This window comes from Methanobacterium aggregans, from assembly GCF_017874455.1.
Classification (GTDB): Archaea; Methanobacteriota; Methanobacteria; order Methanobacteriales; family Methanobacteriaceae; genus Methanobacterium_C; species Methanobacterium_C aggregans.
This window is the reverse complement of record NZ_JAGGLN010000001.1, coordinates 349133-362433: the sequence shown is the minus strand read 5'-3', so window position 1 is coordinate 362433 and position 13301 is coordinate 349133. Positions and strand designations below refer to the sequence as shown.

14 protein-coding genes are annotated in these 13301 nt (G+C 33.6%); 3 read left to right on the top strand and 11 right to left on the bottom strand.

Going from position 1 to position 13301, the window contains the following annotated elements:
* Positions 1-135: 135 nt before the first annotated feature.
* The 7 genes from J2756_RS01785 to J2756_RS01760 all read right to left on the bottom strand — a co-directional run bounded on the left by J2756_RS01785 (position 136) and on the right by J2756_RS01760 (position 7334).
* Positions 136-1872 (bottom strand): hypothetical protein, encoded by a 1737-nt coding sequence (locus J2756_RS01785; protein ID WP_209581743.1) that lies wholly within the window; start codon positions 1870-1872, stop codon positions 136-138.
* Positions 1873-2022: 150 nt separating this feature from the next.
* Entirely contained in the window at positions 2023-3156 is a 1134-nt protein-coding gene (locus tag J2756_RS01780) for a CHC2 zinc finger domain-containing protein (protein WP_209581740.1), read from the bottom strand.
* Positions 3153-3554, bottom strand: a complete 402-nt coding sequence (locus J2756_RS01775; protein ID WP_209581737.1) for a hypothetical protein — start codon at positions 3552-3554, stop codon at positions 3153-3155. Before J2756_RS01775 ends, J2756_RS01780 begins: the two co-directional genes overlap by 4 nt.
* Complete coding sequence (locus J2756_RS01770) at positions 3542-5665, bottom strand: hypothetical protein (protein ID WP_209581733.1); 2124 nt, start codon at positions 5663-5665, stop codon at positions 3542-3544. The genes J2756_RS01775 and J2756_RS01770 overlap by 13 nt, the downstream gene beginning before the upstream one ends.
* 15 nt (positions 5666-5680) lie before the next feature.
* The gene (locus J2756_RS11610) at positions 5681-5809 is read right to left on the bottom strand and encodes a hypothetical protein (protein ID WP_281063370.1); all 129 of its coding nucleotides are present in this window, start codon (positions 5807-5809) and stop codon (positions 5681-5683) included.
* Between the two features lie 4 nt (positions 5810-5813).
* Complete coding sequence (locus J2756_RS01765; protein ID WP_209581729.1) at positions 5814-5945, bottom strand: ribbon-helix-helix protein, CopG family; 132 nt, start codon at positions 5943-5945, stop codon at positions 5814-5816.
* 210 nt (positions 5946-6155) lie between these two features.
* A complete protein-coding gene (locus tag J2756_RS01760) occupies positions 6156-7334 on the bottom strand; it encodes a tyrosine-type recombinase/integrase (RefSeq protein WP_209581727.1) in 1179 nt (392 codons plus the stop codon).
* Between the two features lie 535 nt (positions 7335-7869).
* On the opposite strand from J2756_RS01760, the gene J2756_RS01755 reads away from it, so the two are divergent.
* Complete coding sequence (locus J2756_RS01755) at positions 7870-8127, top strand: hypothetical protein (RefSeq protein ID WP_209581725.1); 258 nt, start codon at positions 7870-7872, stop codon at positions 8125-8127.
* Between the two features lie 106 nt (positions 8128-8233).
* Here J2756_RS01755 and J2756_RS01750 read toward each other — a convergent pair whose 3' ends face one another.
* The 4 genes from J2756_RS01750 to J2756_RS01735 all read right to left on the bottom strand — a co-directional run bounded on the left by J2756_RS01750 (position 8234) and on the right by J2756_RS01735 (position 12165).
* Positions 8234-8674: a hypothetical protein gene (locus J2756_RS01750; protein ID WP_209581722.1), complete on the bottom strand. Its 441-nt coding sequence runs from the start codon at positions 8672-8674 to the stop codon at positions 8234-8236.
* Positions 8675-8930: 256 nt separating this feature from the next.
* Positions 8931-10835 (bottom strand): YhgE/Pip domain-containing protein, encoded by a 1905-nt coding sequence (locus J2756_RS01745; protein ID WP_209581720.1) that lies wholly within the window; start codon positions 10833-10835, stop codon positions 8931-8933.
* A gap of 171 nt (positions 10836-11006) precedes the next feature.
* On the bottom strand, positions 11007-11426 hold the full coding sequence (locus J2756_RS01740; RefSeq protein WP_209581718.1) for a MarR family winged helix-turn-helix transcriptional regulator: 420 nt from the start codon (positions 11424-11426) through the stop codon (positions 11007-11009).
* Positions 11427-11601: 175 nt separating this feature from the next.
* Positions 11602-12165: a flavin reductase family protein gene (locus J2756_RS01735; protein ID WP_209581716.1), complete on the bottom strand. Its 564-nt coding sequence runs from the start codon at positions 12163-12165 to the stop codon at positions 11602-11604.
* A 116-nt stretch (positions 12166-12281) separates the two neighbouring features.
* On the opposite strand from J2756_RS01735, the gene J2756_RS01730 reads away from it, so the two are divergent.
* On the top strand, positions 12282-12731 hold the full coding sequence (locus J2756_RS01730) for a MarR family winged helix-turn-helix transcriptional regulator (protein ID WP_209581714.1): 450 nt from the start codon (positions 12282-12284) through the stop codon (positions 12729-12731).
* A gap of 164 nt (positions 12732-12895) precedes the next feature.
* Entirely contained in the window at positions 12896-13111 is a 216-nt protein-coding gene (locus J2756_RS01725) for a hypothetical protein (RefSeq protein ID WP_209581712.1), read from the top strand.
* Positions 13112-13301 lie beyond the last annotated feature (190 nt).

The window sequence follows — 13301 nt, the reverse complement described above, 5'->3', positions numbered from 1 at the left end:
AGTAGATCTTCTCGTTAGTCACAGGTTGACTATGTTTAAGACAATTCTATGACATAGTGGAAGGGGGTGTGAGAAGTAATGTTTTGAAGTATAATCAACAAAGAAATAAAAATGCACCCTTGGAATAATAGATGATCATGATTGTGTTTTGTTTCTGAATTCTATTGTTATTAAAACAATATACTCATTATACCAGTATTCCTCATTCAGTTCAACAGTAAGTTGCATTCCAAACTCTTCATCATTATATTTTGTTTCAATTGTAGAATTAATGTTATTGCCTCTTAAAGAAGATTTAAGTCCTTCAATGAATTTATTAGGATCTGTAAAAGTTCTTTCAATTTTACAGTCTTTATTTACCAAATCTTTAATATTAAATTTCTTCTTCTTTTTTGAGTTTTCATTAAATGCGGTTAAACCAAATGAATTTAAATTTTCAGTGCTTCCTAAAAATTGTTTTTCTAATTCTGTACCATCAGGGTATATTTTTTTGATGAAAAATGAAACTATGTCCTTTTTATTGTTTTTTATGTTATCTAAAACTTTTTTAGCTTTGGCTTGAGTCCAGTTTTTACGATTAATATTTGAAGTTAATATTTCTTTTTGTGAATCGGACAGGAATGTGGGTGTGGGTATTATTTCATTTGTAATCTTTTTTAATTTAAGCAAAAATTTAATGACCTTAACATCGTATTTTAAAGGAAGATAAGGAAAATTTAAACCACCGTATTCCATTTTATCTGATTTAATTCCAGTTTTATCATCAATAAATAAAACATTAATATTATTATGAGAACTTGCTAATTCTTTAAGTTTAATCATATTATGAAGCTGCTCTACATCCATGTATAAACTGGAACTTATTTTCAAATCACTTTTGGTACCTGGTTTAGGACTATGACTATAATCCTGCCCAAAACGTACACTAAATGGATATTCAATAGATTTTTTGTTAGAAATATGATATTCAATGGTGTTACCCTTAATTGAGATCTTAGCATATAGTATTGGTTCACCTGAACTTATTTTATCTAGTTCAGGAACACCCGTTAAAAAAATGCTATGATCCTCATTATAAATCTTTTTATATCCTAAAAAGTTGTCAATGATTTTATAGTTGAAAGAAGAAGATTTTTTGTATTTATTAGTCTTTCTTAAAAAATTAAATATTTCATGAACATCTTCCAATATCCTAATTGAATCTGTGATCAAAAGATTTACCGGATAAATCATTGCATATACATCACTAGTACTCTTTTTACTATCTTTACAAATAGCTTCAAAATAAGGTTCATCTATATTGACAGTTAATATTGTCTCGTTTTTATTATCAATTATATCCATTTTATGATAATTTTGTGGAAATACTCTAGATCCATGTTTTATTGCATTATACAAATCTGAATAATATATGAAAAACCATGCAATCATATCAATACAGTTTTTTAAGTTACCATACACTTCTTTTCTGTCTGCATTGATTGACTGTGAAGTTATGCTAAATACTTGCTTTAAAAGATCTTTATAATCTTTATAACCCTTCTTTTTAGCAAAATCATTATGCCCATCATCAATAAAGTTTTGAAAAGCAGTTTTGATTTCATTAGGTCTAGTTTCAACTATACTCTTGGATAAATCACTCGATTTATTTATGTTAGATAAAAAATAAATTCCAAACTCTTCAATATATTGCATAACTGCTCGGAATACTTCTAAATCAAATATAAGATTAATTTTCAATTTTTTTTCTTCCGGTACCGTTATATCTATCCTTTTTTCCTTTCCTAAATTTTTAATAGATTGTTTAATAAAAAAATATAAAATATCAGGATCATGTTCTCCTTTTACAACAGCATCAATATTTTTGTACAAACAAGTCCCCCCATAATAATTTAAACGGGTAAATTAAAGCTTATAAATACATATTTTTTCATATTTCATCCTATAATTCAAATATCTTTTATCAATATTTCATTCAACATTAATAAGAGTGTTTTAATTTAACCCCAATTTTTGTTGTTCTTAATTTTTTTTAGATATTAATCGTATTTTAATCTCTTCATAGCCCCAACCATAACAATCCTTCAAAAACTGCCAATAATTACCCCTCCTCTGACACCCATAACAGTAATAACCAGTTTTATGTACCCTAAAAGAAGGTTTAAGATCCTCATGGTCTGAAAAAGGGCATTGGTACATCACATATTCCTTCTCAGGATACTCCCTCACAGGATCTCCCAGTAAAGATTTGAAGAATACGCGGTGATCTTCAACAGGTCCAGAGTCCTTCGAACCCTTAAACTGATTTTTAACTGTTTCTTTAGGTTTCCTCATTTTAGTGTTATACTCCTCAACAACATCTATCTCTTGAAGGTGTTTATGGAAATTCGTTGAATAATGTTCCCTTTCAAAGGATTCGACGCTGGGATTCAAGGATTTTTCAATAATTTCATCGTAACTATCATCTATTGTGAAGGGTACAACAGTTAAATCCGTTAACTGGTGTTTGCTGTAGGGCACCCTTGAGAGCCTGGCCTGGGCATCCTTGGAAACTGCTGTGTCAAGGGTCTGGTAGTTGTAGGCTTTTTTGGCGTTTTCTGTAAACCACGAGATAGTTCTGTTGAGGCTTATGAACCCTGTGGCCCTGAAAAAAGTGTAGGCATGGCAGCCCTTGCATCCGCTAAAGAATAACATTGGATATTTGCCAAAGGTTTCTTTAAACTCAACTGCAAAGTTCTTGGCTTCTTTTACTGCAGGTTCACTTATTTTATCTTTTATTATCATGTTCTGGAGATGTTCCTTGAGTTTCTCCTGTTCATCCTTTTTGTGGTTGATGCCGTGGCTTCTAAGTTCAACCAGTTTTTTCTTAACTTTTTTGATATTGTTATTCATCACATCAAAATCAAAGAAAGCCCTATCAAAAACCATCCTCTTGGGGTTTCCTAGTTTTAAATTACGCTTACTTCCATGATCGTACAGGTGCACGTAACATGGGTGGTTGCCACTGTTCCTATCTACATGGAGGTACAGACTTTTTGGGTTTTCAACTGTGAACTGGATCCTGAACTTGGGCTGGTGGAAGTCAGGTGGACGCCTGAAGTGCCTGTGAAATGCACCCCCATAAAAATCATTGTAGAAAGCTTGGAGTCCCTTCATGTTCCAACCTCCAGATTTTCATTCTCTTTGAGATTCTTTCCAGAAATGAGTCTGTCGATCTCCTTCAAGTCAGTGTAAACCTTGTCAGTCAGGGTAACGACACCATCCATGTAGGATTCAGCTATGTAATCACCATAGATTAAATTTTCAACGAAAATCTTCACCTGGGACTTGACTATTCCACCCATGTTCCTGCTTAACTCCTTAATCAATTTTTTAACAGTTAATTTATCATAGGGGTTCCTGTAATCTTCAACAACCATGATCAAGTGTAACAAAACAAATTTTTTCAAATCTGGCCTAATTCCATCCCATTTCAGTAAAAGTTCAGGTTTTTGATTTTCTACCTTACACTTCTTTGGCAGGTTAGAAAGTTTGGTTTGGCTTATTGTAACCATCCTTTACCCTCCATGTGGGTTATAGTACTCATTATCTCGTCTGTGTGGAAGCGGTCCTTCAGCTCCTTGATGATGGATCTGATTGAATGTTTGCTGAAGCTGGCAAGTTCTGTGAGCACGGCCTTCTCTATAATTGTCAGATTCCTGTAATCAATGTCGGCGCCATCTACCTGTTTAACAACTTTATCCCTATTTTCAATTCTATTATCTTCTATCAGATTTTCTGATTGCTTATTATGAATTTTAGCTTCGTGTCTGCCGTTGGTTCTGTAATTTCTAAGTTCCTCAGAAGATAAAGAGACTTTGTTGTAAACCACATGGTTTGGAACAGATGGGTCGTATCGTGGCAGGTATATTTCATCTATTACTGTGTGTGAGGAATTTGGAATTTGTGTTTTTATGAATTTTTCCTCTTTATTTTTAATTTTAATCCAATCTATATTTCCGATATCTAAAATCAGACTTTTATATTTGTTTGATTCAGTTTTTACGTAAACTTTAGTCTTTCCCTTGATGCCATACTCTCTTTTTGTCTCATTGTCATGACAGATATACGAGTTATCTTCAAAGAAGTTCAATATTTGCCAGGCATATTTTGATGATTTTCTAAGTTCTTTCTGTAGCGATCTAGTGGTGACGTACCCTGTTTCATCTATTATTCCATATATAATGGGCAGGGATTCAAGCAGTCTTCTATCAAAACCCGTAATCGTTGCCTCCATTATTGGACCACTCAGGAGGATAGCATGGGCCAGATCAACCCAAGAAGCCACAAGCACATGTTTTTCGTGAAGTTCTGCTGTACATCGCTGATACTGGAAGAGCAGGGCACTCTCCTTTATGAGTTGCATAAGCTTTTTAGAATCTCTGCGGGCCCTAGGGTTGGAAGTTGGAAAGATGTCCATTAAATCGGTTTCATAAGGAATCAAGACAAGATAAGGGTTTAATATTTTATAAGATTCCCTAAGAAGTTCATATTTATGATTAAAATCGATCTCACCCTTTAACTCCTGGAGCTTTTTCTCTGTGGATCTGAAGTTTTCCCCCAAAATCCGTTCTGTTTGTTCTTCACTATCATCTACAGGTATTATGAAGTTCCTGCTGGCGAATTCAGGGTCAAGTTCAATAGCTGTGGTGGTTGTAACAAGTGTTTTAACTGGTATGGTTGTTTGCTGCACCTCGAACTGTCCTGTTTTAGGGTTTTTAACAGTTGTCTCAGCAATGAACCCTCCATCATCTGCTGACATTAGCCTGGTTTCCTTGTTCTTGAACTCCTCCTCCAGGGTTTCCTGAATGTAGAGAATGTCGATGTTTTCTAAATCGTCAGCGTACTTCAGTGCAGTGTCAGAGAGACTCCCAACCTTCTTGGTGCGGTGCAGTCCAGTCACCACGTTGGCTGTGTTGGTTTTACCGATAGAAGAGTCTCCTTTCAGGGTGTTTATAGTTGATAATCCCAACCTAGCTCCCAAACAATTAAAATTAAGGGTGTGCTTCGACTCCACTTCACCTATGATAAAACCGTCGTCTGGGGACCTTTCATATAGGGCTTCATCAATAAAACTTAGAAGGTCAGGCCGTTTTAAAAGTTGTATCAGTTCTTTCCTTTTTTCTTCAGGGATATCGTCAGCTTCTTTTTCTGGTGGAATTTTTTCATGTAATTCAGGTTCTTCAAATACTGGAGAGAGTTCAAGCCTGTTTTCCCCTATGAATATACCCACTTCTTCCAGATATTGGGAAATTTCTGCCTTTTCTACCCCTGTTTTATCATGAAGATAATTGGTTAAACTAACGTCCCGTTTTTTGTTTTCCACGTCCAGACCGTTACGGTTTGAGATCTTCCTGTGAAACCTTCTTGATTCAGAATCCGTGAGCTCCAGCCACTGCACAAGGTAAAAGGAACCTCTTTTCTCCTCGGACAGCCAGTACTCATACCCATTGACTTCTTTAAAAAATAAACTAAAACCATCACCTGCCTGCTGTACAGGTTTGCCTCTAAAATGGGGTACAGGTGGGGAGTTCAGCTTCTCAGGTAACTTTGCCAATCCATTGTCTAATACTGAATCATTTGGAGGGTTCCCACTGTAAACACCATTCATTCGTTCTTCAGACATTTGAAACCTCGGAGGTTATTCATCCAGTTCAACGCCTGAAAGTTTCAGATATTCTTTTATTTTACTAATGGGTACGGGAGGGTTTTCATCATCTTTGTAGGTTTGGTAAATACTTTTCAGCTTATCGTTGAATTTCGCCGACATTATCTCACCTTTCAAGCTTTTCCTGAATTGCCAACCTTACAAAATGGCTGAAATTACTTGTTTCACCTTTTTTTATCTTTTCTTCTATTTTATGCATGTCTTTTAGATCCAATGTCACGCTTTTTGCAACTTTCAAAAACAATCACCTCATACTAGTTGTGCTAGTTTTTATGAAGTTTCTGGAATATAAGTATTACTAATAATTATAATAATATTATTAAATTAAAAATAAATCCTGTTATAAGAGCCTAATTTAAAATCAAGAAGGATAAAAAGGTTTTTTAAAAAAATAGTGTTAAAATGAACTTAAGAAAAATATCTAAAAATAATTATAAAAATAAAAAGGTTAGTCTTTAGGTTTATCCAATTCATTTCGAGCTATCAACCCATCTACTAAAGACTCCAAAACATCTACTTTCCTTTCAAGAGTATCAATCTCTTTGTCCTTTTTCTTTGAATCTGCTATTAAGGTTTTAAATTCTTCAGTTTCTACATCTTTAACCTTTGCTTCATCTATAGAGAGGTAAGGTAATGTTTGGATATACTTTTTTTTCAAATCATCTGGATTCGCTTGCCAGTATGTGCGATCTTGGTCGTTTATTTTATGTCCTGCCATGTAGTCTGCTATGATTTTTTCGCCTCTTTTGTTTATGATAGTTGAGATGAAAAATTTTCGAAGTGCGTGGCTTCTCCAGAATGCATAAGCTCCATCTTCTTTCTGAAAACCTGCATCTTGTCCTATTCGGCGGAAATTAGTAACTACACTGTCTCTAGATAATTCTTTACCTTTTTTATTTACAAATATTGGTTCATTGATATTTTTAATACGAATTTTTTCATTAGTCCCGTAGCAACGTTCTTTAAGGTAACCTATGATCTCTCGACTAACCTCAGGAGGTATGAATGTATGATGACGATAATTTACCTTTTCACGTCGAATTTCAATAGTTATAACTTCTTTTAAGACTTCATTTTCGTTTTGAAATAGATCATCAAGATTCTTTAACTCTTTGTTTATGGCAACACTGGCAGAAGTCAAAAACTTTTTAATTGATAAATTTCTCGCCTCGTTTTGACCCATTCCTGACATGACCATCAAATATATGAGTGCTCGTTCCCTAATCGACGCTGCACCAATTAATTTACGAATATCATCCCGTGTAAGAGGCTTCCCAATGTTTTTTTCAAGCCCAATATCCCCTTTGTCCATTTTTATCTCAGGGAGTGTTATGTCAAAGGCTTTATAAAATGATTTAATTGCTGAAAAATAGAGATTTACAGTGGAAGAGGCCACTTTTTCTTCAAGATGTTTTTTATATTTAAGGAGATGAGAGTATAATTTACGTTTTCGTGGGCGAATACCAGCATCTTCTTCAGTTTCGGCTTCATCAATTAATTCCGATGGTGTTTTGTCCATAAGTTCAGAAAAAGATTTAATTGCTATCAGGTAACTCTTTTGGGTTCCTGAACTAATATTCCTCCGTAAAAACCATTGCTCAATTAATTCTTCATCTTCAGGATTCATATAATATTATTTATTAATTATTAATTATAAATATAACGACTGTATAATCCATTATAGGTTAGTTTAACGAAGTAAATTTGTGCCTTGACATATAACTTTTAAAATTTCTTTCACCTTCATCAAAAAAGGGCCCTGCAAGTAAACTTATATTGTCCGGAATTTTATTATTCACAAATGGAAGCTTTTTAAATTCTTCGTATTAATTCATGTTTTTTATTATAACAGTATAAACAGTACAAACATTATTTTATTGCATGTTTGTAATGTTTTGATAACTGAATAAACTTAAGAATATCAAATAATTTTTTTTTAAAAGTTATTAAATTTAAACTTTCAATTAAAATAACAACTTTGCAGTAAAAAAAATCGATCCTAACGAAGTAAATTTAGATCTTTAATTTCAGTTCCACTTGACAAAAATTATTCATAAATCTTTAAATTTTGATCCATAAAGATCAATTTAAATGTGCCAGATATAATAGACATCTATAGATAAAAAACTGTATAATTCTAATTTGTTTAGAAGATGGTTATAATGAGTGAGAATCAGGACAGCCGTTTAGGTTGTAGATGGACCTTTGATGAAGATATTAAAATGTGTAAACTACGTGAGAAAGGTTATAACTTTAAGGAAATTGGTAAAATTTTAAAGAGAAGTGAAAAATCCTGCGCAACCCGTTACAGTAATTGCGGTTATACATTGAATCCATTAAAATTGATTGTGAATGTCGTGATTGTATTTTTAGCAGTGTTAAGTGGTGTGATTACAGAACCTTCAAGCATCATTCAGTAGAATTATAGAAAATTAAAGTGATAAACCTGCAATGATTTTCTATATAGAAGTTGAAAAGACATCAGGATTTCTAAATTTCTAAAATAAAAAAAAGTGGAGAGTAAACTTATAATAGCGCGTCCACATCACCAGTGTTTGCATTCACATACATGTAATCACCGAAGTAGGGTACTTTCCAGTAATATTCCCCTGCAACTTTAATTAAAGTAGGCGTGCCTGCTTTATAGGAACTTGGGACTCCTCCATCTTGCCCGTTTTGTTCTACAAGTTTTTTTGCTTCTGCTGCAGATATTTTTACATGTGGCTTGTTATTTGTTGTGTTAGTTGCTTTTTCTGTCTTAGTGGTGGTGTTCTGTGTTGAGGTTGTGGCATTGGACTGTGTAATTGTATCATTGGTTGTATTTGTGGTATTATTCATGGGCGTGCTGGAGTTTTGAGTTTCAAAAACATAAACTGCTCCAACTACAATCAAAAGAACTATTATTATTGCTGCAATAACTTTATTGTCTATTCTTTCACCTCCAATGGAAAAGGAAGGGGATTTCATCTTTTCGTAGGTTACCCCATAGATTAATTAAAAGTTTAATAATATAAATCTTTTCTATTATTATGATCCCACTATCCCTGGATCTTTCCCTGAGTACTTCTTCAGTTAAATTGTTTACTCAAAAGTTAAATCAGTTGGGGATTATAATATTTTGATTCTCTGGGCATTTTTCATTGAAAAAGGGAAAAGAATGGATGAAGATACTGGCAATAGGTTATTATGAGGAAAAAAGAGGGAAAAATAAATGTTTTAGAACTTATTCAACCAAACCACTTTCCTTTAATTTTTCCTCAAGACCCTGAGAATCTTTTATTTTTCCCACAACCAACAAAGTTAACACCATGGTTACACCTGTAAATATGAACAATATCCCCAGGTTGTACCAGTAACTCGTCCATAAAACTCCTGCAACCACTTCTCTGATGGCTCTAATAGCATAGGTCATTGGTAAAAATGGCTGTATAACTTGGAAGAAACCAGATTGCAGTTCTGCAGGATAAACTCCTCCTGATGACGCAATTTGTAAAATCAACAATACAACTGCCATGACCTTTCCCAGACTTCCAAAGACTGAAACCAGTGAATACAAGATTACCATGAAGCACGCACCTATCATCAGTGCAGTTAAGATCAGTAGTGCTGCTGATGAAGTTTGTACATTCAGGAACAATGCACTCAATGCAATTAATAACGCCTGGGATATGCTTATCATTAAAAATAAATTCATTCTTCCAAAATAAGCAGCTCTAGCCCCATATTTTTTATTCGATTTCAAACGCACAGATACTATGGCCACAGATATAAGACACCCTATCCACAATGATAGGGCAATGTAAAATGGAGCAAGGGCGGACCCATAATTGTTCACAGGATACATACTTTTTTTATCCAATTCCACAGGAATTTCAAAATAATTTTTAACATCCTCCTCATCAGTATCTGAAAATGAGATCAACTTATCTATATCATTCTCATCTATTGAGTTAAGTTTAGCTGCAGCTATTGGAATAGCACTTTTAATTGTAGGCCATTTTGAGTTAACCAAACTTAATGTGGCAGCAGCATTATTAATTTTCTGGTTTATACCTGCTTTATTGGCTGCTAAGGTATTTACTCCATCATCCATCTGGTCAATTAAAGATTTTAACTCTGCCAGTTTTCCTTTTGGATTTTTACCATCTTTTATAGCAGTTTCTACATTTTTCAAAACAACGAGAACTTGATTTGCTTTGGTGATGTTGTCTTCAATTTGGGCGATGACTGGTTTTAATTCTTGGTCCCCTGTTGTGTTGTATAAACTGGTTAAAATAGCATCAACATATTTGAGGCCAGTTATGGTGGTGTTGACCTGTGATTCCATGTTCTGAACTTTGGTTAAAGATTTCTGTGGATCAGATAAGATCTGATGGTAGAGAGAATCATAATTTTTTCTTGCATAATTGGAATATTTTTGTATTTCAGGCAGTGCTGTGCTAACTTTGGGCCATATCTGGTTTACAGTATTCATATCTGAATTTGCTTCGGATATCGATGCATCAATAGTATCAATCTTTCCATTTAACTCATTTACTGATGATCTTAATTTAAGGAACTGTGCTTTGTTTTCTTTAGCTAACTTCCCTGTATCACTAAGCTTACCAAAGATGATCCCGTCAATGGTTTTAATTATTTCATCGTTAATTTTGTTTTGTACCCCATCTGCTCCAGCACTGGTAAGTCTTGTTGCAATGGGACTCAATTTTTCATTGTCTATGTATCCTATTTTAGCCCGTTGAGGAGTTGTGGTTTCGATGGAAAGCAAATTTTCACTAAAATCACTCGGAATTATTAATGCTGCATAATATTTTCCATTTTTAACACCAGATAATGCAGTATTTTTATCAACGAACTGCCAGCTTAAATTTCTATTATTTTTTAATTCATCTGACAATGTATTTCCAACATTGTAGTATGTTCCATTAGTGGTGTAACCTAAATCATTGTTAACCACAGCAACTTTAATATTCGAGGTTTGAGAATATGGATCCCATACCGATGGAACAGTGAGCAGGATGTAGAGTGAAGGTAAAGAAATAATCACTATCAAAAAAACTATAAGTAATGGGAGGTTTTTAATCGTTTTAAGATCATTTTTAAATATTTTAATTGCTTCTTTTATCATTGGACCCTCTTCAACAGTTTGTACAATTTATTGACTAAAAATGAAGCCAATCTCTTCATGATTTTAATATATTTAATTCAGTTACTTTAGTAATGGTTACTTTTATAATAGTTACTTAAGCAACTATTATTTAAAGATTTAGTCTGGAAAACTGGAAAAAATAACAAAAGATTATGAGGAATATTTCCGTACATTTTCTTCTATACGTTTTAAAACATTTTTAACAATTTTTTCCTCATCAGAACTGACACCCTCCAATAATTTCTCTCTTTCATCCATTATTAGAGGAATAAAACTATTAAAACGGGATTTACCCTTTTCTGACATGTAAATTTTAAACATTCTACGATCGTTCTCAGCGATTTCCCTGCGCACGTATCCCTTCTTTTCTAGTTTGTCAATAAGTCTAGTTATGTTAGGATAATCATTTAGAATTTTATCTGCAAGCTGTCTCTGGGACTGACCATCCTCCATATACAATTTGTAGAGTAAAAAGGCCTGTTCTGGCGTGAAGTTTGGTTCATTTGCATCCAATAACTTTTGAAGGTGAAACCGTAACAAACGTGCGGATCCATATATTTGGTATATCAAGAAATCATCCAGATCGGTCAATTCATTTTTTTCCATGGAACACCCCATAATCATTGCTTAAGCAACTATTATAATTTGGTGTTATAAACCTTTTCGGTCAAAGAGGAATATCTCCAATTTGGCTTAAAAAAAATCCTGAAAAAACCTCTTTACTCTGGTTTATAGGTTAAATTTTCTATTTTTTTAGGTTTTTCCCAATGTCCCAGGCTTTACCTATGTTTTTACCCACACCCCAGTAGTTGTTATCGGGCATGGTTAAAACTGCAGGGTTCATCTTTTTGATGTCTGGTTTACCATCTGATAAATATTGTTTTTCAGTGTACGTGCTTTCTATTTCTCCAATGAAGAGATCGCTTGTAGGCATTTCATAAATATCGTTTAACTTGCACTCCAAAGACAATGGGCATTCTTCAATCAGTGGTGCTGTTTCTAGGTTTCCATAGTAGATCTCGAATAGCTCTGATTTATCTGTGCTTTTTCCAGATACCAATCCACAGTAATCAGTTTTCTCCATCAAGTCTACACTTGGAAAATTGACGCTGAAGGTCTTATTTTCACGAATAGCTTTGTTTGTGAGGTGATTTTTATTTACAGAAACAGTTAAAAGTGGGGGATTCATACTTGCCCTCATCACCCATCCAAGTGCCATGAAATTGGTTTTATCATTTACTTTTGTTCCTAAAAGTGCAACTGGCATTGGATAAACGAATCCATTCCTTCCTATATCTATTTTTTCCATACTTCTTCCTCCACAGTTAATTGTATGTACAACTAATTTTATGTTGTATGCACAAACAATATATAAACGTTTCGATATATCCTTTCCAAGAGAACTATAAAATCAGGTGAATTTAGATGAAAAAAGATGCCAGATGCGAAGACACCCTATGCAGCTGCCTATATTTTGCAAGTAATAAACTCAACAGACTCATAAACAAAATGGCTGATGAAGAATTTAAAAAGATAGGACTCTCAACATCCCATACCTTTGCTTTAATGGCCATTAACACAGAACCTGGACTTCCACAAATTGAATTAAGTAAAATATTAAATATCAAACCTTCAACAACCTCAAGATTTATAGATCAACTTGAAATCAAAGGATTAGCCACCAGAAAGGCCGAAGGAAAAGTTTCACATATCTATCCCACAGAAAAAGGAGAAAATTTGAAAGAAGAAATAGAGGAATGCTGGCAAAACCTATACAAAAGATATTCCAAAATATTGGGAGAAAAAGAAGGGATCGAATTAACAAAATTAATATATGCTGCTGCTAATGAGCTAGAAGAGAAATTCAACGATTGATCATCTTATTTTTATTTCATAGTTCTAGTTGAACCATTAATTCATTAAAATAATCTACTTATATGTTGATTAATATAATATGTAAATGGAAAAACCTAGTTTTCTAGAGATTTTTTTAAGTAATTACAATAAACAATCAATTCTGAAAATGGGAGTGTGGGATTATGGCAAAAGAGATAAAACAATTAGTAGTTGGTATAACCCGAGAGGGTGATATAGTTGTTAAAAGTGCAAGAGGCAGAATGTATCCCGTTAAAAAATCTGAAGATTTAAAATTCACTTGTGAGGATCTATTCGAGGATGTAGAAACTGATCTATTCGCCACTATTGATACCGAAGCCCAACCTTGGGAATGTACTGCTATAGGATCAGAGGAATGATCACAGGGAATTACCATATAACCTATTTTTAATCATCATTTTCTCTAAAAAATACCAGTTTAAGGTGACTTTGTTTTAACTGGAATTTTTTTACTTATTCATTATACAAAAAAATAAACCCTATTTTTACTTGTGTGGTCCCATTTCATACCCACGGAGCTGCACATCTTTTTGAAAACATTCATTTAAA